Genomic DNA, 22539 nt, shown 5'->3' on the forward strand with positions numbered 1-22539 from the left:
TTCTAGGGGAAATCCTTCCAGGCCTTGAAGAATTCCTTCTCGGCTTCGTCAGCGCGGCGTTCTTCAAGGGCGTGCAGACGGCCGAAGGTAAAGCTGCTGTTTGCTCCGGACTTCGACTCCGGCCATGAGTTTGTTCCCAGGCGCAGAAGCTGTTCCCTGGCCACGACGCTGTCCTGGTGCTGGCCGAGAATCTTTTGGATTGTGTGGGCTGCTTCCTCGATCCGGTCAGCGGACTTGGCCTTGGCCAGGGAGGAAGCCTCGGCAATGTAACGTACCCGTTTGGCTGCTTTCCGCACGTCATGGAAAGCTACGTTTCGTGAGTCCGGGTTTGAGTTTGAGCCAGCTCCTGAATCTTCGTCTTCCGACTTCGGCTGCTCCAGCGCCGCAGCCTTCCGACGCAGCCTCCGTACATCCTTCTTGACCAGCTTTACCAGCCCCTTGCGGGCCGGCCGTGCTGCCTTGTCACCCCGGTGCGGGGTGTCGGGGAGCGAGTCCAGGGCCCTAATCAGACGGCCGTAGCGGGTGCTGCTGAGTGCCTTCAGTACCTCGTCACGCGCTTCCTGGGCCGCTGCCTCGAGGGCTTGTTTGATCCGCTCTGCCGCGGAGCCCACAAGCAGGGCGTCCGGCTGCTCCGCCATAAGGGCGGTCAACCGGTCCCGGATCACCTCCGGGTCCCTGGCCTTGCCCAACACCCCGGAGAGCCACTTCAGTTCAGCAAGCAGCTCGGAGTGGGAGAGGTCCGGGCTGCCCTCGTCTGGCTGCCTGTTAGGCGGAGCGAGCACCGACCTTGCAGATTTAAGCACCGCGCGGAGGCGCCGGGCAGACATTCTCATCTGATGGACCGAGTCCGGCAGGTCGTTCCGAACACGCGGCGCCTGCTGCTGGAGTTCCGCTGTCTGGCGCCGCAGGTACTCCAGCAGGACTTCACCGGAGGTCGGATTCGACGACGTCTCCGTAGGATCCCGGGTGCCCGCCATGCTTCACTCTACGGCCGGGAGGCTGGCGATTTACAGCCCAGGCGAAGGGCTACAGTTGCCTCATGACTTCATTGGGGGATGGGCTGGACAGTTCACGGGCAAAACGAATAAGGGCGGTCGCGCTGGCGGCAGCGTTGGTGTTGGTGCTGCTGACAGGCCTGGTCCTTGTTCTGCTTCCGAGCACGGAAACATACGGCTGGTTTGCCTACGCGCCATTGTCCCAGCAGTACTTCATGCCCGAGGGGCTGGTGTTTCTCGGAGCTAGAGCCAGGGTGGGGATCGCACTCATTGTGGTGGCCCTGTTGGGAGCTGCTTTCTGGGCCGGCTTCTGGCTGGGCAGGCGCCGCGTGGATCCATCGGGCGGCGTGAATCCATAGCCTCCTGGACCTAATTTTCGGCGCCGTAACTCCTGAGACAACCCCCTAGTGGCTATGGAAGATTCCCGCTCTGTTATCGCCGCCGGGCGTCGGCACTCCCTAGGCGTGACCGCGGAGGGCTCCGTGCTGACCGCCGGAATCTCTACTGCGGAGGAGTGCCGGGTCGACGGATGGAGCGGCATCGCCGCAGTAGCAGCCGGAAACGTGCACACGGCGTCCAACACTGGCCGATCCCACACTGTGGGACTGCGCGCGGACGGTACTGTCGTCGCTGCGGGCTGGAACAATGACGGGCAGTGCGACGTGGATGGCTGGCGGAGCGTCGTGAGCATCGCCGCTGGTTGGCGTCGCACCCTGGCGGTCCTCGCAGACGGGACAGCACGCGCGACGGGCCGGCGTAGCGAAGGAGCCTGCGATGTTGATATGTGGAATGACCTGGTTGCCGTCGCAGCAGGAGACTGGCATTCCGTTGGGCTCCGGGCAGATGGCACGGCCGCAGCCGTGGGAAACAACCGTAGGGGGCAGTGCGAGGTATCAGGGTGGCGCGATCTCCATGCGATTGCAGCGGGCTATCTGCACACCATGGCCCTCACCGCAGACGGGCGTGTGCTCGCCACGGGCGATCGAGCGTCTGGCGTCCAGGAGGTATCTGCTTGGCGCGACGTAGTCGCCATATCTGCAGGCAGCCATCACACCGTCGGCGTCGTCGCAGGAGGCCGCGTGCTCGCCGCCGGTGACAACAGTCACGGGCAATGCGATGTCTCGTTGTGGAGGGACGTCGTGGCGGTCGCGGCAGGCTCGACTCATACACTAGGACTACGCACAGATGGGTCCGTCCTGGCAGCCGGCAATAACGACGACGGTCAGTGCGACACTGCGCACTGGCAACTCTTTCCCAGCAGCTGACCCGAAACTTGGACTGAATCCTAGGTGAGGCGGATCTGCCGGTTGACGTCCTTGTACAGCAGGTAGCGGAAAGGACCTGGGCCGCCGGCGTAGCAGGCCTGCGGGCAGAAGGCGCGGAGCCACATGAAGTCACCGGCTTCCACCTCCACCCAGTCATCGTTGAGCCGGTAAACGGCCTTGCCTTCCAGCACGAACAGGCCATGCTCCATCACATGGGTTTCGGCGAAGGGGATGGTGCCGCCGGGCTGGAACGTGACGATGTTGACGTGCATGTCGTGGGCGAGGTCGTCCGGGTCCACAAACCTGGTGGTGGCCCATGCACCGTTGGTATCCGGCATGGGCCGGGGCTCGACAGCCTGGTCGCTGGTGACGAAGGACTTGGCCTGGAAACCCTCCAGGGGCTCGTAGGCCTTGCGGATCCACTGGAACGTGGCGGGTTCCCCCGAACTGTTGCTTACGGACCAGTCCGAGCCGGCCGCCAGGTAGGCATAGCCCCCTGCCTCAAGAAGGTGGGTATCGCCGTCGAGCGTCAGAGCCAGCTTGCCCTGCGTCAGGAAGATGACGCCTTCGACGCCGGATTCGGCCTCCGGTTTCTCTGACCCTCCCCCCGGGGCTACTTCCACGATCAGCTGCGAAAACGTGGTGGCGAAGCCCGCTATAGGGCGAGCGATAATCCACGACCGGGTCTGGTTCCACCCCGGCAGGTTGCTGGTGACGATATCCCGCAACACGCCCTTGGGGATGACGGTATAAGCCTCTTTGACAATGGCACGGTCCGTGAGGAGCTGGGTCTGCGGTGGCAGCCCGCCTTCCGGAGAAAAGTAGCTGCTCATGGGTTCGCTCCTGGAGGGGTGGACGGGTGGGTTGAGGTGTTGCTGGCTTGCGGGTGGGCCAGGGAGCGGAGCTGGGGGAGTTCAAGGCCCGCCAGCAGCTTCACTTCGGCGGTTCCAACGGCGCCGCACTGCAGTCCGCGGAGCACGAAGGCTGCGAGGGCGCGGGCGCTGGCGGGCTCGTCCATTACACCCTTTTGCGTGCTCTGCACATAGTTCCGGAGGCGCGTGGCTGCGGGGATAAGGCCCTGCCGGTAAAAGGCATAGGTGGCCGCATAACGGCTGGGAAGCTGCGCCGGATGAAGGTCCCACCCCTGGTAGAAGCCACGCTCCAGGGAACGCCGCACCAACCGCCCGTGCAGGACCCACGCTGTCTCGATATTCTCACCCACCGGGATGATGTTGGTTGAGCCGTCTGAAAGCCGGATCCCTGTCCCCGCCACGGCTAGCTGCATGACTTCCTTGGCGAAATCCGCCACAGGATGCTCCATGGACTGATACTCGGCGGAAATCTGGAGGGACGCCGAATAATCGTAGGTGCCGTAGTGCAGGCCGCTGATCCGTCCCGGGACCACGTGCGGAAGTTGGGCCACCGGCGAGGTGCCGTCCGGCCCGAGGATGAGCTGGGGCGTCTCCACCTGCACCTCGAACTGTAGCCTTCCCGGGGGGAGCGAATGGATCTCCTCCAGCCGGGACACCACAAACTCCAAGGCCTGCACCTGGGCCACGGTGGTTACTTTTGGCAGCGTCAGCCTGAGCCCGGCCGGAAGCTCGCCAGCTTCCGCCAACCCGGAGATAAAGAGGTCCAGGGTCCGGAGCCCGCGGGCGCGGGTGGATTCCTCCAACCCCTTGAAGCGGATGCCGATGAACGGGGGAGAGCTCCCGTCGACAACGGCCTGGGCCACCGCGCGAGCGGCTGCAACAGCGTCAGCGTCCTCGGCGTCGTCGCCCCTGTCCCCGTATCCGTCCTCAAAGTCGAGGCGGAGGTCCTCGATGGGCTCGCTCTTCAACTTCGCTTCCACTCTGGTGGCGACGGCGGTTGCCAGAGCCCGTTCCTGGCCCAGCAGGTGCCCGAGGTGAACAAGGCCGCCCCGGGTCTCGGCGGTTGCAAGCGCCTGGGCACCCCACTCTGCGGCAAGCGACGGCGTGAACGTATCCGCCGGTACGTAGACAGTCTGAACGGGTTGGCGCGAGCCGTCGTCGCCGGGGTAGTTCTGCACCAGCATCCGGTCCGTGGCAGCGAGCCGTGAATCGATCTGCGCGAGGTCCGTACCCGAAAGCGATCCCCGGGCCGCTCCCTTCACGAATCAGCCCACCAGTTCATACGCGGGAGTGGTCAGGAAGTCCGTGTATTCCTCTGACAGGCAGATATCGGCAATGAGGTTGCTGGCCGGCTGATAGTACTTCTCGAACGCCTCTTCACCCACCTCGGTACGCAGGCGCTGAGTCTCCTCGGCCAGGATTTCGGCCACAAGTTGGCGGGTCACCGTGTTGCCGGTGTCGGCCAGATCCACTCCGTTGCGGATCTGCTGCCAGACCTGGGAGCGGGAAATCTCGGCGGTGGCAGCATCCTCCATCAGGTTGTGGATGGCCACTGCACCGTTGCCGGAGATCCACACAGCGGTGTAGGCGACGGCGACGTAAAGGTTCAGCCGCAGCCCGGCTTCGGTGACCTGGCCGCCTGCTGAGGCAATATCCAGGAGTTGGTCAGCGGTGACGGAAACCTCGGGACGCTGCTTGTCGAGCTGGTTGGGGCGCTCGCCGAGCACGCCGTCGAACACTTCCTGGCAGATGGGGACAAGATCGGGGTGCGCCACCCAGGAGCCGTCGAAGCCGTCAGTCACTTCGCGGGTCTTGTCCGCCCTGACCTTCTCGAAGGCCTGGGCCGTTACCTCCGGCTCCCTACGGTTGGGAATGACTGCTGCCATCCCACCCATCGCGAAGGCGCCGCGGCGGTGGCAGGTTTTGACCAGCAATTCCGTATAGGCGCGCATGAACGGGGCCGTCATCGCTACCGAGGCACGGTCCGGAAGGACGAAGGTGGGACCAGCATCCCGGAAGTATTTGATGATGCTGAAGAGGTAGTCCCAGCGGCCAGCGTTCAGCCCGGAGGCGTGGTCCCGCAGTTCGTAGAGGATCTCGTCCATTTCAAAGGCCGCTGGAATGGTTTCGATCAGGACGGTCGCCCGGATGCTTCCCTGCGGAAGACCCAGGTAATCCTGCGCGAATACGAAGACGTCGTTCCAAAGACGTGCTTCGAGGTGGCTCTCCATCTTTGGCAGGTAGTAGTACGGGCCGTGGTCGTTGCGGAGCAATTGTTCGGCCACATGGAAGAAGTGCAGGCCAAAGTCCACCAGCGCGCCGGCGGTGGGTTCGCCGTCGGTCAGCAGGTGCCGCTCATCCATGTGCCAGCCGCGGGGCCGGGCCACCACCACGGCCAGCGGGGCGTCGGTGCGGAGGGTGTACTCCTTGCCCTCCGGGGACGTGTAGCTCAAGGTGCCGCGGGCTGCGTCGCGAAGGTTCAGGATGGAATCGATCACGTTGTGCCACGTGGGCGTGCTGGCATCTTCCAGGTCAGCGAGCCATACCTTGGCACCGGAGTTCAGGGCGTTGATGGCCATCTTTGCGGGAGAAGCAGGGCCGGTCATCTCCACACGCCTGTCCTGGAGAGCAGCCGGAGCGGGAGCAACTTTCCAGTCACCGGAGCGGATATCGGCAGCCTCGGGGAGGAAATCCAGCTTCCCGGTCCGCGCAACCTGCTCACGCTTGACCACTCGTGCCTTCAACAGCTCAGCACGGGTTGCAGCGAACCGCTGGTGAAGCTCCTCGATGAAGGCGAGCGCCTCTGGCGTGAGGATTTCCCCGGCCCTTGAAACCGGCTGGGGATCGGTGACTGTGAGGGCCATCGACTGTCCTTTCCTAGGCAGCTGAGGCTGCGTTTGAGGCGGCATGGGCAACCGCTGCGGCGGCAGCATCCGCTGCCGTGATTCGGGACGAAGAACCTGTGGACAATCTAACCGGCATTGGGTCAGCCGTCAGCAAAAGCCGGCCATGCCCGTCCAGGCGGCGTCAGCTGGTACGGCATCTTCACGCAGTACCGTGGCTTCAATCAGGCCGTAGGGGCGGTCTGCCGCGAAGAATACTTCGTTGGGGTTGTCCAGGCCGAAAGGAGCCAGGTCCACCAGGAAGTGATGTTTGTTAGGCATCGAGAACCTGATCTCTTCGATCTCGCCATGGGCTGCCAGGACCTTGGTGCCCATGTCGAACAGTGTCTGCTGCAGGGCGTGGGAGTACTTCTCAGCGAAACCTTCCAGCAGGAGCCGCCTGACGTCGTCGTAATTCCTGTTGAAATCAAACGTGCCCGTATCGAGGGAAGGATTGAAACGCCAGCGGGCCGTGACGTCGGTAGCCAGGATCCGGTCGGTTGTCTCCGGGAGGGTGGTGTATTTGTCCTTGGGGTAGCCCGTAAAGCCTGACTGCGTCGATTTCAGGACAGTGAGTTCACTGAGGCCGGAGATGACATGAACGGCCGCGCCTTCCCGCACCAGCACAGCGGTGCGTACTTCACGGCCGTTGCGTACGAACGAATGGTGGTGGTCCTTGCCCGCCACCTGAATCCGGTCCCAGCTGTAGGACTCCGCTTCCCAGCGGCCGCCGCTGATCCAGTCGAAGCTCGAGGTGAAGTGCTCGCCAAGCCTCAGCAGGAAGGCTTCCGGGGAGCCGATCCCGTCCCGGGCGAAGGCATAGATGGTGTTCTTCTGGGTGTCGGTGGCCACCACATGGGCGTTGTTGCCCTCCAGATGCGCGGCGGCAAAGTCCCCGCGCAGTTGCGAGGTCACGTTGAGGTCTTCGATCTCGTGGCGCTTCGTATCACGGGTGATTTTGACGACTCGGACTTCGGCCTTGCCGTACTGGTTGCTGCCGAGGACTATCTTCCCGCTCATGGTCTGTTTCCCAACTTCCGGTCGATGCAACCAAGGTGGCACAGCGAAATTAACAGCATGTTTCCTGCCCTGACCCAAACGTACTGCCTGTCCCAAAAAGTACTGCCTACAAAAAGGGCCGGACTCCGGGTCGCCTGACACTTTGATCAAAAAAACATATCAATGTATGTTTATGTATTGATGATGACTGATGAGGAAACCCTGATCCAGGCGGCTGAGTTGTTCAAGGCGCTTTCCACCCCCTCGCGCTTACACATTCTCTGTGTTCTGTCAGAAGGACCCTCATCCGTCAGCAGCCTGGTGGAGGTGACCCGCCTCTCCCAACCGTTGGTTTCCCAGCACCTGAAATTGCTGCGGGGAAACAACCTGGTCACCGTCACGCGCACAGGCAGGGAGGCCCTCTATGCCCTTGCTGATGAGCACGTTGCCCACGTCATCCGTGACACCATCGCCCACACGCGGGAACCACATCACGGCAGCCAGATCAGCTGACTGGCGCCATAAAGGAGCAATCATGACCGAAGAACTCGAGGCAGAACACACCCTCACCGAGCACACACACGGCAGTAATGACTGCAGTCACGAGACGGTGCAGCACGGCGACCACGTGGACTACCTTCACGATGGCCACCGCCACGCAGAGCACGGTGACCACTACGACGAGCACGACGATCCTGCCGAACACAGCGCCCAGGAGCACCGTCATGGCGGCGGGGACTGCACACATGAAACCGTGCAGCACGGGGATCACGTGGACTACGTGCATGATGGCCACCGCCATGCCGAGCACGGCGACCACTACGACGAGCACTGACCCACTTCTGCTCACTCCAGCAAGCCCCGCCATGGCACCGCCACGGCGGGGCTTGCTTCCTTCGGCGGAGAACAGGCAGCAGAATGGACAACACCGCGGCGAGGGACGTGCCGGGGGACGAAGGGAGCGCAGCATGCTGAATTTATTGCCTTCCGTCAGGGACTGGCAGCCTGCGGTTTCCGGCCAGCCCTGTGCTGTGGCCACGGTGGTAGGCGCATCAGGTTCCGTACCGCGGCCAGTAGGTACGTCGATGATCGTGTCTGCCGCCGGCGAGGTGCTGGGCAGTCTGTCCGGCGGGTGCGTCGAGGGGGCAGTGGTGCAGGCTGCGCTGGAAACACTGCACGACGGCGGCACCCGCCGTGAGTCGTTTGGCTACAGTGCCGAAGATGCGTTCGCGGCGGGCCTTACCTGTGGCGGGCGACTTGACGTTCATATCGAGCAGTTTGAATTCGGACCGTTGTGGACGCAGTTATGGGATCCAGAAAATCCGAGTCCGGATCGGGCAGCTTTGGCGCTGGTCCGCAGGCTGGACCGGGACGGTAAAGACGCCGTCGTGATCAACGCTCCGGAACACTTCAGCGTCACTGCCTCCGCTGAAATTGCCGTGCTTCTGGACCTCGACCCGTCGCAGCATTCTGCCCTGCGCGCCGCAGCGGCCCAGCTGGAGCCACTGCTTCGCGGTGGCAGATCGGGACTTGTCAGGCTGGCTCCCTTAGAGGGCTGTTCAGTCGTGTCTGGCCAGAACCTGCCCGCCTCTGGCCAGATTCTGCCCACTGCCGGCCAGGACGTGCCGGAGCCTGTCACCCTGCTGGTGGAAAGCCGCCTTCCTCAAGCCCGGATGCTGATCTTCGGGGCCAACGACTTTTGTGCAGCCCTCCTGCCCGCCGCCAGACTGCTGGATTATCACGTAACCGTCTGCGATGCCCGCGAACTTTTTGCCCGTCAGGAGAGGTTCACCGGAGCGGACGACGTCATCACGGACTGGCCCCACCGCTATCTGGCAGCGGAGGTGGAGGCCGGGCGGATCGATTCCAGGACTGCAATATGTGTCCTGACCCATGATTCCAAGTTCGACGTCCCGATCCTTGCTACGGCACTTCAGCTTGAGCTGGCGTATGTGGGAGCCATGGGATCACGGCAGAGCCACCGCGGGCGGGTGGAGTCCCTGCTGGCGGAGGGCGTGACGCCGGAATCGTTGTGGCGCCTGCATTCCCCCATCGGCCTTGACCTCGGAGCCGTGACTCCCGCGGAGGTTGCCGTCTCCATCATGGCTGAACTGGTGGCAACCTTGAACCGCGGCGCCCAAGCCGCCCCCGCCTCGCTGAAAGACGGAACCGGTCCCATCCACTGGCGCCCCGCCTCAACAAAAGACTCCACAGAAGAAGTTCATTCGGAGGGCGCGTGGACCTGAACACCGTGGAGGCCGTCATCCCCACTGCCGATCCTGGGCAGTGGCAGCCGGGTGATGCGTGGCTGGCCGGTGGCACGGTGCTCTTTTCCGATGCCGGCCCCGCTGTTGGTGGGCGACCGCTGAAGCGTCTGCTGGACCTCGGTTCCACCGGCTGGCCAGCCATCACCATGAGCGGGGAAGGCATAGAACTGGCCGCAACCTGCACCGTTGCCGAGCTCTACGATCTGCCCAGGGATCTCAGTAATCCCGGAGAGCCGGACGACGGGTACACCGCCGCCGCCGGACCGGACGACTGGCCCGCGCTTGCACTCATCCGCCCCTGCTGCGACTCCTTCGTTGCCTCGTTCAAGGTCTGGAACATGTCCACTGTGGGCGGCAACCTGTGTACGGCCTTGCCCGCAGGACCGATGATCTCGCTGTTAGCCGCCCTGGACGGGGTGGCTACTGTGCTCGCCGCCGGGGGTGTCAGCCGGACGGTGCCCGTGGCCGGCTTCGTGACCGGTGACGGGCAGAACTGCCTGGCACCGGGGGAATTGCTGCGCAGCATCAGCCTGCCGGCTGCTGCCCTGCGCTCACGGGTGGCGTTCCGGAGGCTTTCATTGAGCAATCTGGGAAGGTCTGCGGTACTCCTGATCGGAAGGCTCGACGCCGATGCCGGCTTTGTCCTGACCGTCACGGCCGCAACCAGGCATCCCGTTCAGCTGCGCTTTGGGCCAGGTTCCGGCGTCCCACAGGCAGCGGCCTTCGAGCGGGCTCTGAACGATGCCATTCCGGACCGGCTCTATCACGACGACGTCCACGGACTTCCAGCCTGGCGCAAGGACATGACGTACCGCCTTGCCGAGGAGATCCGGGTTGAGCTGGAGGCAGCCCCCGGCGAAGGCGGCCAACCGTACGTTTCAGGAGACTTTTGGCCACCAGCCGGACGCAGGGGGTGGTGACTGTGGCTATCGGTATCAACGGGAACCCGGCAGAGTCCCAGCCAAGGCCGGGCCAATGCCTGAGGACCTTTCTCCGGGAGCAAGGAAATCCTGGAGTGAAAAAGGGTTGCGACGCCGGTGATTGCGGCGCCTGCACAGTACACGTGGACGGGATCCCCGTGCACAGCTGCATCTATCCCGCCGTCCGGGCGCAGGGAAAAGAAGTCACCACCATCGAAGGCCTCGCGGGGGCCTCAGCGGAAGGTTCAACCGAAGCAGGGCTTCATCCCATGCAGCAGCAGTTCCTGGACCGCCAGGGCTTCCAATGCGGATTTTGCACGGCCGGGATGATCATGACCGCGGCCACCTTCGACCAGGCACAAAAAGAGAATCTGGACCGCAGCCTCAAAGGAAACCTTTGCCGCTGTACGGGCTACCGTTCCATCGAGGATGCGGTGTGCGGGCACGAGGGGCACCCTGACCCGGGAGCTCAAACCTCAGGCGTCGGCGGCAGGGACCAGCCCGATCCCCGGCCAGGACAGCTCGGCGACGACGCTCCCGCCCCCGCCAGCCTCGGAGTGGTCACCGGTTCCGCCCCGTACAGCCTTGATGTACCTCCCGGGGAACTGCAGGGCCTCCTGCACCTGAAGCTGCTTCGTTCTCCGCACGCCCACGCCAGGGTACTGAACATTGACGCCACAGCTGCTTTGCAGATCCCCGGTGTGATGGCTGTCTTCACCCATGAGGACTCACCGGAGCAGCTGTTCTCCAGCGCCCAGCATGAGCTCTATACGGACGATCCGGATGACACCCGTGTCCTGGATGACGTGGTGAGGTTCATCGGGCAACGGGTAGCCGCCGTCGTCGCCGATTCGGTGAGCGCGGCGGAAGCCGGGACGCGCGCCCTGAAAGTCGAGTACGAGGTCCTGGACGCGGTCTTTACACCGCAGGACGCCATCCTCCCCGGAGCGCCGGTTCTCCATGGCGATAAGGACGCCGACACCTCGCGCATAGCCCGTCCGCTTCAGAACGTTGCCGCTGAGCTGCACTCCGAGCTCGGGGACCTTGCCGGAGGATTCGCCAGGGCCGACTTCATCCACGAACATACGTACCGGACCCAGCGGGTGCAGCACGTCGCCATGGAGACGCACGCATCCATTGCTTCTTTCGACGACGACGGCCGCCTCACCGTCCGCACGTCCAGCCAGGTCCCGTTCCTGGCCCGCCGTACCTTGGCGCGGGTCTTCGGCTTGCCCCAGGAACAGGTGCGGGTGGTAGCCGGAAGGGTGGGAGGAGGCTTCGGCGGCAAGCAGGAAGTCCTGACCGAGGACATCGTGGCGCTCGCGGCCCTGAAGCTCCAGCGGCCGGTCCAGCTTGAATTCACGCGGTCAGAACAATTCACCTCCTCCACTGTCAGGCACCCTTTCACCATTCACCTCAAGGCCGGAGCCACCAGCGACGGCGAGCTGACAGCCCTGCAACTGGAGGTCCTGACCAACACGGGCGCCTATGGCAACCACGCGCCCGGCGTCATGTTCCATGGCTGCGGCGAATCCCTGGGTGTGTACAAGTGTGGGAACAAGAAGGTGGACGCACAGGCCGTGTATACCAACACTGTCCCTTCGGGTGCCTTCCGTGGATATGGGCTGAGCCAGATGATCTTCGCCATTGAATCTGCAATGGATGAACTGGCCATTGGGATCGGGATGGACCCCTTAGAGTTCCGCAGCCGGAACATGGTCCGGGAAGGGGACCAGATGCTCTCGACCCATCCGGAGCCCCAGGAGGATGTGCACTACGGCAGCTACGGCCTGGACCAATGCATCCGCCTGGTGCAGGACGCCCTTGACCGCGGCGGTGAACCTTACCGGACTGCCAGGCTGGACGACGCCGGGCCTGGCTGGGTCACTGGCATGGGAACTGCTCTTTCCATGATCGATACTGCCCCTCCCAGAGGTCACTTTGCCCACTCCGTCGTCAGGCTCCTTCCGGACGGTACGTATGCCGCCGACGTCGGCACCGCGGAATTCGGCAACGGAACCTCCACGGTCCACGCCCAGCTCGCGGCAACCGCCCTGTCCACCACCTCCAGCCGCGTCGCCATCCGGCAATCGGACACCGACCTGGTGCCACACGATTCAGGAGCCTTCGCTTCCACAGGAACCGTGGTGGCAGGCAAGGCGACCCTCGCAGCCGCCGAAGACCTTGCGGTGCGGATCCGTGCCTTCACGGCCGGCATCCGGCGGGTCCAGTCGTCAGGCTGCGTCTTGGACGGGGACTCGGTGATCTGTGAAGGAACCAGGGTGCCGCTGACTGAGATTTACGACGCCGCTGCCCAGGCCGGCGTCGAACTCTCGGCAGACGGGCAATGGGGCGGGACACCGCGCTCGGTGGCCTTCAACGTCCACGGCTTCAGGGTGGCAGTCAACACCGGAACCGGCGAGCTGCGCATCCTGCAAAGCGTGCAAGCGGCGGACGCCGGAGTGGTGGTCAATCCGAGGCAGTGCCGCGGCCAGATCGAAGGCGGTATAGCGCAGGCACTTGGGGCGGCTCTGTATGAGGAGGTGCAAGTGGACGACGCCGGGAGGGTCACCACGGATGTTCTCCGGCAGTACCACATCCCTACCTTTGCGGACGTTCCGCGGAGCGAGGTCTACTTTGCTGACACCAATGACAAGCTGGGGCCTCTGGGGGCAAAATCCATGAGCGAGAGCCCTTTCAACCCCGTTGCTCCCGCCCTTGCCAACGCCATCAGGAATGCCACGGGCATCCGCTTTGCGGAGTTGCCTCTCCGCCGCGACCGGCTGTATTTGCGCATGAGGGAAGCGCGCATCCGTCCCGACAACTCCCGGGCCGAGTACTAGCCAGAGCTCGTGTCAATCTGTAAGTGTGAGCCCATGAGTATCGATCTTGAAGAGCTTTATCGCGACCTGCATTCCAACCCGGAGCTTTCGTTCCAGGAAGTCCGGACCGCCGAAATCGCTGCTGGGCATCTGGTGGATCTCGGCTTCAAAGTTCACCGCAACGTGGGCAAGACGGGTGTGGTTGGTGTCCTGGAGAACGGTCCTGGTCCCGTTGTCCTTCTCCGGGCAGACATGGATGCCCTTCCTGTCAAAGAAGCAACAGGCCTGGACTACGCAAGTGAGGCCGTCGGCGCGGACCATGAGGGCAGGGAGGTGCCGGTGATGCACGCCTGTGGGCACGATGTTCACGTCACCTGCCTGGTTGGAGCGGTGGAAATCCTGGCGGCCCAGCGTGCGGAATGGCGCGGGACACTCATCGCAGTGTTCCAGCCGGCCGAAGAATGGGGTGGCGGCGCACAGACGATGGTTGCAGACGGGCTTTATGACCTGGTACCGAAGCCTGATGTGGTTCTGGGCCAGCATGTGGCACCGTTTCCCGCCGGGTGGTTCGGCATTCGCCCCGGGGTCCTCATGGCCTCCGCCGATTCCCTCGACATCACGCTGCACGGCAGGGGCGGTCACGGATCACGTCCCGAAACCGCAGTGGATCCGGTCCTCATGGCCGCTGCCGCAACAGTCAGGCTGCAGGGGATCGTCTCACGTGAACTTGCCCCCAGCGATGCTGCTGTTGTCACCGTGGGACAGATTCACTCCGGAACCAAGAACAACATCATTCCTGAGACTGCCTCATTGGGTCTTAGCATTCGCTCGTTCAGCAATGTGACCAGGGACAAGATTCTTGGTTCCATTGAACGGATTGTGCGCAGCGAAGCAACAGCCTCAAATGCTCCCAGCGAGCCGGAATTCCATTATGAAGAGCACCTCCCTCTGACGGTCAACGACGAAGCAGCGGCAGCTAAGATCACTTCCGCATTCCAGCAGAAGTTCGGGCACGGGAAGGTCATTGACCCGGGCGCCGTTTCGGCCAGTGAAGATGTTGCAATGCTGGCACAGGCTGCCGGTGCACCACTCGTCTTTTGGTTTCTTGGCGGAGCTGACCCTTCGTTGCCCTCCTTCAAGGAGTGGGCCGAAAGCGGACGCATGCCGGAGGACATTCCATCGAACCATTCGCCCTACTTTGCCCCGAGTATCCAACCCACGTTGGGCCTTGGTACTGAGGCGCTGGTGACAGCTGCCCGCGAATATCTGGGTGGACCACCGGCTAAGGATCAGTAGCTGAGATCGCGTCTCCAGGCAGCAAATGGTGTGTGATTCTTATAACGATGAGATTCTTCCGAAAACCTGCCGCCGCCGCCGTGCCGTCGGAATTGGCTCGCCCTGCGCTTAGCGTGCTAAGTGAGGCCGAGGTCGGCTGGATGGGGAGCCATCTGCAGCTAATTGCCAGCAATGATGTGGACCTCGACGATCCCCGGAAGATTGGTGGGTTTTACCTGGTCGCGAAACGTTGGGTGGATAGGCAGCCAGGAGACTTCATTCCCGGGATTGCCGACGACGTCATCCGGCGCCTCAGGAGGAGCGACTGAAGGTGTGAATCGCAGGCGGTATTGGGCGTTGTTCTGTCCGCCGCAAATGGCGCTTGGCCACCTACTCAATACTCACCCCTGATATCGAGTGCTGCTATGGAAGAATCGCGGCATGAGCGAAACCACTGCCCCGACCCGGGTTGGCATCTTTATATTCGACGAAGTTGAAGTCCTTGACTGCTGCGGACCGTTCGAGGTGTTCTCAGTCGCCAATCGTGTCAGTCCGCTGCGCAACGGAACGCCGCCGTTCGTCGTTTCGCTGATCGCCAAGACTCGTGAGGTGTCCGCCCGAGGCGGACTGGCGCTGCGGGCTCACCAGATCATCGATCAGGATCCCGAGGTTGACCTGCTTCTTGTCTCAGGAGGCGTGACCGATGCGGTCGAGCGCGACCACGTAACGATTTCCTGGCTCTCGAGGTCGCAGGCGCCGGTGAAGGCCTCTATCTGCACGGGGGCTTTTCTGCTTGCAGAAGCCGGAATCCTGACTGACCAGCGTGTCACGACGCATTGGGAGGACCAGAGTGCCCTCAGCGCCCGGTGGCCGAGCCTAAGAGTGGAACGGGACAGACGGTGGGTGCGTGACGGGAACGTCTTCACTTCAGGCGGGATATCCGCCGGGATCGACTTGAGCCTGCATCTTGTCGAAGTGACAGCTGGTCGTGATCTGGCAGTCGCGACTGCAAAGCAGATGGAGTACACATGGGTTGAAGATGCCTACGGTACGAGAGATGACGTCGTTCGGTCGGGAACCATCAACGGGACAGCGGGGTAAAGGCGGTTAAGGTTGTGTCTCCGCTGCCCGGCCAGAACTGCGCTTCCGGACCTCGCGTAGCACGATCTGCTCCGGGCAGACGGTGGAGAGGAAGTCACCCACCGACAGGGCAAGGCGCTCACCCACCAGCGAGTACAGGATGCGGTTGGCGTCGCGCCGTTCGCTCACCAGGCCAGCTTGACGCAGCACACTCAGGTGCCGGGATATGGTCGGGCCTGTTGCCCGGAAGCGCGCGGCGATCTCACCGGCGGCGAGCTCGCCGTCCTTGAGGTCCTGCAGGATCTGCCGCCTCGTCGGATGCGCGAGAGCAGAAAATATGTCTGACGCTGTGTCTGTCATGTTTGCAATATAGCACAATAGCTATATAGGATTTAGCTATATTGCTAATAAGCGAAGGATCAACATTATGCGTGTAGCCATCACAGGCGGTACTGGGTTCGTCGGACGTCATCTCGCAAAGCAGCTGGACCCAGCAGATACCGTTATCGTGTCCCGTCGGATGGGCGTGCTGATTGACGACGTGGACGCCTTGGCGGCGGCCTTCGCCGGCTGCAACGCCGTCGTCCATTGCGCGGGGATCAATCGTGAGATCGGCAACCAAACCTTCGCCCGCGTGCACCTCGACGGAACCCGGGCTGTCATCGAGGCTGCCCGCCGGGCGGGGGTGCAGCGGATCGTGATGCTGAGCTTCCTCGGGGCGCGGCCCGACTGCGGTTCCGCCTATCACGAGACGAAATGGGCCGCTGAGGAGCTGGTACGCCAGTCCGGAATAGAACACACCATCCTCAAGGCGGGGATGATCTACGGCCGAGGCGACCACATGGTGGATCACGCCACGCGCGCTGTACGCACCTGGCCTGTTTTCGCCACTGTTGGGTATCGTGACCGGACGGTCCGCCCGGTACCTGTCCACGAAGCCGTGAGTGTCCTGCTCGCTGCTCTCGAGGGACGCGTGCCTCACAACACTGTCGCCCTCGTGGGAGCGGAGGAACTTGAGTTCGGTGAGGCTATCCGACGGATCGCCCATGTCGCCGGACGGCGGCCTGTCTTCGTGCGCTTCCCTGTCTGGGCTATCCGTGCCCTCGCGCAGCTAACTGAGTGGACGATGGTGGTACCACTAGTGGCTAAAGCACAAGCGCGGATGCTTGCTGAAGGTGTCAGTGAGCCGGCACCTTTCGCACCCGGACTCCCCGAAGGAATCCGCCCCACTCTCCCGTTTGACGAAGAGCGGATCAGGGCAGCCCTTCCAGAGGGTCGGTTTGGCCTGGAGGACCTCAGAATCACGAACTGGTGGGTCCGGCTGCGCCGCAGAGACTTGCTAGGGTCCACCCATTAGGCCGCACCCGAAGGCCTCCTTATCCGTTTGCACGACGATGAAGACTCTCGCTTCAGCGGAAGGCGGCTGCGCAAATATCTTCGCCCCTCCTGCTGTTTCACCCTGTGAGGTCAGCTCGGTCAGATTCCGCTCGGTGTGCTTCGGATCGGGACCACAGTTATATTCGCGGCCAGCGAATTGAACTTTCGAAGGAACTTCCTTAGGCGAAAGGACCCAGTCCGACGTCTGTTGATGGACGCTCCACAGCCTGGCAGCAGCAAGAACCGCTGCGAACACCAGCACGGAAACTATCCACGGCAATGCAGTTCGCGCCACCCGATTCATGGAGCAAACAATCCACGAATGTGCAGCCAGGGTCAATGAAGGGACAAGTATTGATTGTGTGCTGCGGATGAGTGATCACAGGTGTTTGTCGAGGTTGGCCGGTTGGTGAGTTAGGTGCGGGCCAGGGGTTCCGAGGCGGAGTGCCATGAGGGCGGCGATGAGGTAGAGGAGTCCTTGTACTTGCAGGCCGACAGTTAGGCCCGTTCCGGTTCCCAGAAATCCTGCGAGGAGTGTGCCGATGGCTTGCATTGCTCCGAACAAAGCGAAGTAGGTGCTCAGCACCCGTCCTCGGGCCCGTTGTTCGCAGTTGCTTTGAAGGACAGTCAGAAGGCCTGTCATCAGGGAAACACCGGGAACGCCGATGAGGATGAACAGCCCGACGTAGACCGAGAAGCTGGTAGTCAGGGCGGGCAGGTTCCAGATCGTTAGTGACAGGGCGCTGAACAGCAGAAGTGAGCCTGAGATGAGTCGTCGCGGTGTTATGCGGTTAATGACGAGACCAAGCAGTGCCCCGCCTACGAGTGCGCCGATCGCCTGTACGCCACGCAGCACACCGACGTCGGCCTCGTTGCCCTGAAGTTCACGGGCGACGAAGAGCACGAAGAGCAGGACGAAGCCGCCTTGAGCGAGAGCGATGAAGGACACCACACCCATGACCTGGCGAAGGGCCGGTGTCCTTGCCGTGATCCGTAAGCCTTCCACCAAGTCTGCCCAGGGACTTGTCCGCCTTTCCTGGTGGGTCTGGTCTTTCCTATGGGTTTGTTGTCCCCGGGTGCCGATGGTGAAAATGATGGCCGCGACCAGATACGTGCCTGCGTTCGCGTAGATGATGGCGTCGAAACCGCCTACAGCGAGGATGAGTCCGCCGAGTGGGCTGCCGAGCAGGCGGGAGAGGCTGGAGAGCACTCCCATGAGCTGGTTAATCTCTGCGAGCTGGGCCGCGGGCACAAGGCCGGCGGCGGTTGTAGCTCTGCAGGGCTCGATGATCGTTCCAAGGACGGATTCGATGATGACCACACTGTACAAAATCCATAGGTCGGAGGCATCGTTGACGGCGGCGAGTGGGGCCAGGAAGAGAGTTTGCAGGCCAGCAACGATGGCCATGAGTTTCCATGGTTCGCTGCGGTCGACGAGTACGCCGGCCACTGGTCCTGCGAAGATCGTCGGTGCCAGCCCGAGCACGAAGACAGTTGCGGTGACCAGCGGTGATCCGGTGATCTCCAAGACGTAGAGCGGCAGGGCGATTAACAGCATCCAGTCTCCCGCCTCGGCAAGGAAGCCTGCCCCAGCAAGACCTGAAATGCGCCGGCTACTGAGTAAACGCAGCAAAGCTATGCGACACCGTCGCCGGACCTGTCAGGGAAGGACCGTACCTGCATCTGCACGATCCTGCTGCCTTCTGGTAGTTCAGCGCGGTGAGGTCCTACGTAAGGTCGGACAAGTTCATCCATCGATGCCAAAAGTGCTGTCAGTTCCGCGGCGGTGAGCGCTAGGTGGTACCGATGTGTGCCTGCTGCGTCCTGCCATTCCTTCGGCAACCGGTCCCGATGCGCGAGGTAACGGTCAAACGCATCATTCGCGTTCTGTGCCACCACACTCTCGAGAGCGGTGCCCGCAAGTTCCCCGGCTTCCGTGCCGTCGCCGGAAAAATCGAAACCTGTCGCTGTCGCCTGCCAAGGACGATCCCTGCCGTCGCTTGCTGAAGCTTCCGCCCTCTCAACGAGGCCAACTTTCGCCAGCGCCCGCAGGTGCCAGGAACAGTTGGAGGGCGTTTCACCGACCACCTTCGCGCACTGGCTCGCGGTAGCAGGTCCCAGGGCAAGAAGGTGATCGAGGATCGCGAACCGAGCTGGTACGGCCAAAGCAGCAAGAGCGTCTCGGCCAGCCACCTTCCGAGGAGGTACCGAACGTTTTGGTTCACTTGACATGGTGCTCCGATCTGAAGTGGGGACTTCATAATTTCGCCGCGGCTACCAGATGTCAAGTCCGTACTTCATGAATTTGTGAGTCACAGCACTAGCACAGTTTTCCGGCGCCTTGTAGGGAAATTCGGGGGTTACTGCTCCACACTACTGGGCGGCGAGTGCGGCGACCTCGGTGGCGGTGATTGCCCGATCGTAGAAGCGCACGTCGTCGAGCGCTCCGTTGACGTAGTCCACGGGACCGGCGTACCGTGCGCGCCCTATCGTCGTTAGGCCATTTGCCCGCCATGCAGTGGTGGCCGTGGTGGATCCTTGTGAGACCCCGTTGACGAATAGCTCGATGGTGTTGTTTGTCTTGTTGTAGACCCCGGCGACGTGAGACCAGGTGCCGGTTGTGGGTGCGAATCCAGTCACCCGCACGTGCAGGGATGCAGTTGTATCGGCTGTGTGCTGCGCGAAGAGGAACTTCCCTGCTACTAACTGCAGGTAAAACGGGCTGATGTTGGCGCCGTCGACGCTTGCGAAGGTCTGGTTGTTTCCAGTGACAGTGTTCAGCTTGACCCAGGTGGCGACCGAATAGCTGTTGCTTGTGTCGATCACGGGCGTGTTGACGGTGACGGTGCTGGTGGCTGTTCCATTGAGGCTGAGGGCGTTCGTACCCACTTTGCCCGTGGTCCACCCAGCCGTGCTCCCGAATGTCCCTGTGTGGAAGTTGCCAGTCGAGTCGATGGCCACCGATCCAACCCCTTCATCGAATGCCCAATGGGCGCCGAGAGTTCCTCTTAGCGCAGCCACTTCTGCAGCTGTGATTGCACGATCGTAGAAGCGGACCTCGTCAATGGCTCCGTTGACGAAGTCCACGGGTCCACCGTTGTATTTTGCACGGCCTACCGTGGTGTTGCCCGTGCCCTTCCATGCTGTCGTCGCAGTCGCTGTTCCCTGCAACGTGCCGTTGACGTAGAGCTGGATAGTGTTCGCGGTCTTGTCGTAGATTCCAACGAGGTGATACCAGGCGCCGATTGTAGGTGCGGGTCCCTTCACCAGCACCAATGGGGACCCAATCGCATCGGATGCGTGCTGCGCGAACGTGAAAGTCCCTCCTGCTAACTGCAGGTAAAACGGGCTGATGTTGGCGCCGTCAACGCTTGCGAAGGACTGGTTGCTTCCAGTGAAATTGTTCAGTTTCACCCACGTCGAGACAGAGTAGTTTTGGCTGGTGTCTATGACGGGGTAAGGCACGGTCATCCAGCTGGGGTTGGTTGCGTTCAGGCCGAGAGCGCTGGTTCCGAACATCCCGGTCGTCCAGCTGGCATTCGCCTGGAGCGTTGCCGTGTTGGAGTTGCCGGAGGAGTCCACGGCGGTGGTTCCCGTTCCCTCGTTCAATGCCCAGTAAGACCCGTAGGGCGAACGGGCGACGTTCGCACTGGTGGCTTCGTGAGTATTGCCCACCCGGTCCGTGACGACGTACCGATATTTGTGGCACTGATCGATGGGGACGGTATCGACATAAGGTGAAGTGGGGCTGGACCCGCCGGTTACGGTGGCGAACGCACTGTATGCCCCGCAGTTGATGCCGGACAGAGTGGCGTCCGCGCGCTGTAGAACTCGAGTTGCGATGCCGGATCCGGTGTCAGTGCCCGTGGTGAAGCTGACGGTTATCGGGTTCCCGCCTGTGCTTCCGTTGACGTAGCTGACGCTTCCCGCAGTTGGCGCCACGGAGTCGTTGACGAACGCGAGGTTGGTCGTTGCAGTGTTTCCTGCCTTGTCTCGCCCGAAAACCGTTGCTGTCGGCGCGCTGGTGGTCGCGGCCGCCCACGCGAAAGGGTTCGAGACGTACGGCCCGCCACTCGGCGCGGACACGGTGGAAGGAGTATGGCTCCACCCGGCGGTTGTCCCGCCGACGGCGGTGGTGGTGCTCGACGCCGGGCCGGAGTATGCGTCCGTCACGGCGTTGGTCAGAGTGAAGCTGCCTGAAGAGGCGCCTCGGTAGTAGATAGTGGAACCGCTCATCCACGCGCCGCCGCTGAGTCCCGAAAGAGCGAGCGAGTTCGCCGGGGGCGTGCTTTCCGCGATGACCGCTGCACTTTTCGCGCCCTCGTTGCCGCGCCAATTGGTGCCGATGACGGGTGTGACGGAGTACGTCCACACACCGGTCGGTACGGACTGCTCCACACAGGAAGTTGCCGTGATGGCGCCGGCACATCCAGAAAGAACGGTCTGCGGCGCCGAACTGTTCGCATCATAGCGACTTACCTGATACCCGCTCACGGCCTGCCCTGATGCCAGGGAGGATGCCGCCCACGAGACGGTCACCGCGTTGCCCAAAGCGGTCGCGGTCGGCGTATTACCGGCGTTGACCGTGGTCGCGGCGGAGGCGCCGCTGCTTCCGGGGGTCGAGGTCGCTGTCCAGTATGCCTGAGCTGCTCCGACTCCTGTTCCGAGGGCCAGTACGGCTACGAGCAGAACGGCGAGAACATTCCGCCGGGGAAGGAGCGGGAGGCAGTGCGAGGAGGTCGTCATCAGCTGGCCTTGAGATAGATGGTGAAGGTCGCGCCCTGGCACTCGCTGGCGGCGGAAGTTGACATTGCGAGGGCGCCGGGGAGCGTGACCGGCATGGTACCGTTCACGGCTCCGGTCCGTGCCGGTACGGTCCAGCCATTACCGCCGTTGAGCGCAGTCGAGTAGGTGAGGGCCGTTACCGAGCATCCCGGGTGCATCGTGTCCACGGAGTAACCGGCGGTGCCTTGCGTCGTGTCCAGACCCAGCGAAGTGACATGGATCGGGGACTCGTTCGGGTTGGAGATCGTAGCGACCACGTCCGCGAGACCCCCTGGGTAGAGAGCGGAAGCAGGTGTGCCCGCACTGATTGAAATGGAGGTCGTGGTGCTCGTGATGCTGGTGCCGGCGCCCGTTCCACCAGCGCCCCAATACGCGTAGGCGGCGATCGACAAACAGACCCCGAGCGCGAGCGTCACACCCGGCACGACGAGGCCCAGGACTGGCCGTCTCACTACTCCACCCGTCCGGAGCCCGTGTACCGGAGCGATAACGAGGCCCCCTTGCAGCCGTCTTGGTTCGAATCTGAGTTGGTCATACCTACCGTCGGCCATAGGTTGCTCGCTACGCCGAGCTCCTGGAGGGATTTCGAGTGGCCGGACGGCACGCGAGCCTCCAATGCGGTGGATGGTTGTGAGACCGTGAAGTCGTCCGTAGTGCAGGGCCGGCTCTCGGAGGCGTTCGGTGCACTGACCGCGTCGACTGTCACGGTGAGCCCAGTAACGACGATAGGAGCTTCGTACTCGTTGGCAATGGTTAGATTGAGCGAGATGGCGATTCCGGGACGAACAACCTCGTCCAGGCCTCCGTCCACTGCGAACGTCGCGACGGGATGGCCTGCACTGCCGAATCCTTCGCCAGAACCGTTGCCAAAGTCGGTTGTTGCATAAAAGGCGAAACTCGCCGCGATCCCGACGAGGACTCCTCCTGCCGGGAGGAGTCCTCTGCGGACAATTCGGCGCCCACGGCCCGAGGATGTCGCGCCGCCATTCGAGATCGTCAC

At 62.7% G+C, this 22539-nt stretch carries 22 protein-coding genes; 11 read left to right on the top strand and 11 right to left on the bottom strand.

The genetic code is table 11. The annotated features are described in order from the left end of the window. Nucleotides 1-2 precede the first annotated feature (2 nt). Complete coding sequence (locus M1E02_RS03735) at nucleotides 3-977, bottom strand: CHAD domain-containing protein (protein WP_479376824.1); 975 nt, start codon at nucleotides 975-977, stop codon at nucleotides 3-5. 62 nt (nucleotides 978-1039) lie between these two features. Between M1E02_RS03735 and M1E02_RS03740 the strand changes: the two genes are divergently transcribed. Together M1E02_RS03740 and M1E02_RS03745 are read left to right on the top strand one after the other, a co-directional pair. Continuing rightward, nucleotides 1040-1354: a hypothetical protein gene (locus M1E02_RS03740; RefSeq protein WP_479376825.1), complete on the top strand. Its 315-nt coding sequence runs from the start codon at nucleotides 1040-1042 to the stop codon at nucleotides 1352-1354. Nucleotides 1355-1408: 54 nt separating this feature from the next. Further along, nucleotides 1409-2260 carry an RCC1 domain-containing protein gene (locus tag M1E02_RS03745; protein WP_479378050.1) on the top strand — a complete coding sequence of 284 codons (852 nt, stop codon included), beginning with the start codon at nucleotides 1409-1411 and terminating at the stop codon, nucleotides 2258-2260. 20 nt (nucleotides 2261-2280) lie between these two features. Here M1E02_RS03745 and M1E02_RS03750 read toward each other — a convergent pair whose 3' ends face one another. From M1E02_RS03750 to pucL, 4 genes are all read right to left on the bottom strand, one after another. After that, nucleotides 2281-3093: a bifunctional allantoicase/(S)-ureidoglycine aminohydrolase gene (locus M1E02_RS03750; protein WP_479376826.1), complete on the bottom strand. Its 813-nt coding sequence runs from the start codon at nucleotides 3091-3093 to the stop codon at nucleotides 2281-2283. Further along, complete coding sequence (locus M1E02_RS03755) at nucleotides 3090-4394, bottom strand: DUF6986 family protein (protein WP_479376827.1); 1305 nt, start codon at nucleotides 4392-4394, stop codon at nucleotides 3090-3092. The genes M1E02_RS03750 and M1E02_RS03755 overlap by 4 nt, the downstream gene beginning before the upstream one ends. A 3-nt stretch (nucleotides 4395-4397) precedes the next feature. Further along, nucleotides 4398-5996, bottom strand: coding sequence for a malate synthase A (aceB, locus tag M1E02_RS03760; RefSeq protein ID WP_479376828.1), 1599 nt, complete (start codon nucleotides 5994-5996; stop codon nucleotides 4398-4400). Nucleotides 5997-6125: 129 nt separating this feature from the next. Further along, nucleotides 6126-7034, bottom strand: a complete 909-nt coding sequence (gene pucL / locus M1E02_RS03765; RefSeq protein ID WP_479376829.1) for a factor-independent urate hydroxylase — start codon at nucleotides 7032-7034, stop codon at nucleotides 6126-6128. Nucleotides 7035-7217: 183 nt separating this feature from the next. Here pucL and M1E02_RS03770 point away from each other — a divergent pair, with 183 nt between their 5' ends. From M1E02_RS03770 to M1E02_RS03805, 8 genes are all read left to right on the top strand, one after another. Continuing rightward, entirely contained in the window at nucleotides 7218-7526 is a 309-nt protein-coding gene (locus M1E02_RS03770; RefSeq protein ID WP_479378051.1) for an ArsR/SmtB family transcription factor, read from the top strand. Between the two features lie 22 nt (nucleotides 7527-7548). Next, nucleotides 7549-7848, top strand: a complete 300-nt coding sequence (locus M1E02_RS03775; protein ID WP_479376830.1) for a hypothetical protein — start codon at nucleotides 7549-7551, stop codon at nucleotides 7846-7848. 133 nt (nucleotides 7849-7981) lie between these two features. Beyond that, a complete protein-coding gene (locus tag M1E02_RS03780; protein ID WP_479376831.1) occupies nucleotides 7982-9259 on the top strand; it encodes an XdhC family protein in 1278 nt (425 codons plus the stop codon). Then, on the top strand, nucleotides 9250-10200 hold the full coding sequence (locus M1E02_RS03785; protein ID WP_479376832.1) for an FAD binding domain-containing protein: 951 nt from the start codon (nucleotides 9250-9252) through the stop codon (nucleotides 10198-10200). The genes M1E02_RS03780 and M1E02_RS03785 overlap by 10 nt, the downstream gene beginning before the upstream one ends. A gap of 2 nt (nucleotides 10201-10202) precedes the next feature. Continuing rightward, nucleotides 10203-13043, top strand: a complete 2841-nt coding sequence (locus tag M1E02_RS03790) for a molybdopterin-dependent oxidoreductase (RefSeq protein WP_479378052.1) — start codon at nucleotides 10203-10205, stop codon at nucleotides 13041-13043. A gap of 33 nt (nucleotides 13044-13076) precedes the next feature. Further along, on the top strand, nucleotides 13077-14318 hold the full coding sequence (locus M1E02_RS03795; protein WP_479376833.1) for an amidohydrolase: 1242 nt from the start codon (nucleotides 13077-13079) through the stop codon (nucleotides 14316-14318). A 47-nt stretch (nucleotides 14319-14365) separates the two neighbouring features. Further along, nucleotides 14366-14626, top strand: coding sequence for a hypothetical protein (locus M1E02_RS03800; RefSeq protein WP_479376834.1), 261 nt, complete (start codon nucleotides 14366-14368; stop codon nucleotides 14624-14626). Nucleotides 14627-14738: 112 nt separating this feature from the next. After that, a complete protein-coding gene (locus M1E02_RS03805; RefSeq protein ID WP_479376835.1) occupies nucleotides 14739-15398 on the top strand; it encodes a DJ-1/PfpI family protein in 660 nt (219 codons plus the stop codon). A gap of 6 nt (nucleotides 15399-15404) precedes the next feature. Here the strand turns inward: M1E02_RS03805 and M1E02_RS03810 are convergent, their stop codons facing one another. Next, on the bottom strand, nucleotides 15405-15737 hold the full coding sequence (locus tag M1E02_RS03810) for a metalloregulator ArsR/SmtB family transcription factor (RefSeq protein WP_479376836.1): 333 nt from the start codon (nucleotides 15735-15737) through the stop codon (nucleotides 15405-15407). A gap of 67 nt (nucleotides 15738-15804) precedes the next feature. On the opposite strand from M1E02_RS03810, the gene M1E02_RS03815 reads away from it, so the two are divergent. Further along, on the top strand, nucleotides 15805-16734 hold the full coding sequence (locus M1E02_RS03815; protein WP_479376837.1) for an NAD(P)H-binding protein: 930 nt from the start codon (nucleotides 15805-15807) through the stop codon (nucleotides 16732-16734). A 399-nt stretch (nucleotides 16735-17133) separates the two neighbouring features. Here M1E02_RS03815 and M1E02_RS03820 read toward each other — a convergent pair whose 3' ends face one another. The 5 genes from M1E02_RS03820 to M1E02_RS03840 all read right to left on the bottom strand — a co-directional run bounded on the left by M1E02_RS03820 (nucleotide 17134) and on the right by M1E02_RS03840 (nucleotide 22539). Continuing rightward, nucleotides 17134-18312 carry an MFS transporter gene (locus M1E02_RS03820; protein WP_479376838.1) on the bottom strand — a complete coding sequence of 393 codons (1179 nt, stop codon included), beginning with the start codon at nucleotides 18310-18312 and terminating at the stop codon, nucleotides 17134-17136. Nucleotides 18313-18389: 77 nt separating this feature from the next. Next, entirely contained in the window at nucleotides 18390-18920 is a 531-nt protein-coding gene (locus tag M1E02_RS03825; RefSeq protein WP_479376839.1) for a helix-turn-helix domain-containing protein, read from the bottom strand. 207 nt (nucleotides 18921-19127) lie between these two features. Beyond that, on the bottom strand, nucleotides 19128-21500 hold the full coding sequence (locus tag M1E02_RS03830) for a LamG-like jellyroll fold domain-containing protein (RefSeq protein WP_479376840.1): 2373 nt from the start codon (nucleotides 21498-21500) through the stop codon (nucleotides 19128-19130). Further along, nucleotides 21500-21991 carry a hypothetical protein gene (locus M1E02_RS03835; protein ID WP_479376841.1) on the bottom strand — a complete coding sequence of 164 codons (492 nt, stop codon included), beginning with the start codon at nucleotides 21989-21991 and terminating at the stop codon, nucleotides 21500-21502. The genes M1E02_RS03830 and M1E02_RS03835 overlap by 1 nt, the downstream gene beginning before the upstream one ends. Then, nucleotides 21991-22539, bottom strand: coding sequence for a hypothetical protein (locus tag M1E02_RS03840; RefSeq protein WP_479376842.1), 549 nt, complete (start codon nucleotides 22537-22539; stop codon nucleotides 21991-21993). The genes M1E02_RS03835 and M1E02_RS03840 overlap by 1 nt, the downstream gene beginning before the upstream one ends.

The sequence above is a fragment of the Arthrobacter sp. Z5-13 genome, from assembly GCF_056499105.1.

What these genes read in the sequence shown, in the direction of transcription:
- M1E02_RS03780 (WP_479376831.1), top strand. Translation starts at nt 7,982, where the DNA reads ATGCTGAATTTATTGCCTTCCGTCAGGGACTGGCAGCCTGCGGTTTCC.
- M1E02_RS03820 (WP_479376838.1), bottom strand. Translation starts at nt 18,312, where the DNA reads ATGCTGTTAATCGCCCTGCCGCTCTACGTCTTGGAGATCACCGGATCA.
- aceB (WP_479376828.1), bottom strand. Translation starts at nt 5,996, where the DNA reads ATGGCCCTCACAGTCACCGATCCCCAGCCGGTTTCAAGGGCCGGGGAA.
- M1E02_RS03745 (WP_479378050.1), top strand. Translation starts at nt 1,409, where the DNA reads ATGGAAGATTCCCGCTCTGTTATCGCCGCCGGGCGTCGGCACTCCCTA.
- M1E02_RS03770 (WP_479378051.1), top strand. Translation starts at nt 7,218, where the DNA reads ATGACTGATGAGGAAACCCTGATCCAGGCGGCTGAGTTGTTCAAGGCG.
- pucL (WP_479376829.1), bottom strand. Translation starts at nt 7,034, where the DNA reads ATGAGCGGGAAGATAGTCCTCGGCAGCAACCAGTACGGCAAGGCCGAA.
- M1E02_RS03815 (WP_479376837.1), top strand. Translation starts at nt 15,805, where the DNA reads ATGCGTGTAGCCATCACAGGCGGTACTGGGTTCGTCGGACGTCATCTC.
- M1E02_RS03750 (WP_479376826.1), bottom strand. Translation starts at nt 3,093, where the DNA reads ATGAGCAGCTACTTTTCTCCGGAAGGCGGGCTGCCACCGCAGACCCAG.
- M1E02_RS03805 (WP_479376835.1), top strand. Translation starts at nt 14,739, where the DNA reads ATGAGCGAAACCACTGCCCCGACCCGGGTTGGCATCTTTATATTCGAC.
- M1E02_RS03735 (WP_479376824.1), bottom strand. Translation starts at nt 977, where the DNA reads ATGGCGGGCACCCGGGATCCTACGGAGACGTCGTCGAATCCGACCTCC.
- M1E02_RS03810 (WP_479376836.1), bottom strand. Translation starts at nt 15,737, where the DNA reads ATGACAGACACAGCGTCAGACATATTTTCTGCTCTCGCGCATCCGACG.
- M1E02_RS03795 (WP_479376833.1), top strand. Translation starts at nt 13,077, where the DNA reads ATGAGTATCGATCTTGAAGAGCTTTATCGCGACCTGCATTCCAACCCG.
- M1E02_RS03740 (WP_479376825.1), top strand. Translation starts at nt 1,040, where the DNA reads ATGACTTCATTGGGGGATGGGCTGGACAGTTCACGGGCAAAACGAATA.
- M1E02_RS03830 (WP_479376840.1), bottom strand. Translation starts at nt 21,500, where the DNA reads ATGACGACCTCCTCGCACTGCCTCCCGCTCCTTCCCCGGCGGAATGTT.
- M1E02_RS03775 (WP_479376830.1), top strand. Translation starts at nt 7,549, where the DNA reads ATGACCGAAGAACTCGAGGCAGAACACACCCTCACCGAGCACACACAC.
- M1E02_RS03800 (WP_479376834.1), top strand. Translation starts at nt 14,366, where the DNA reads ATGAGATTCTTCCGAAAACCTGCCGCCGCCGCCGTGCCGTCGGAATTG.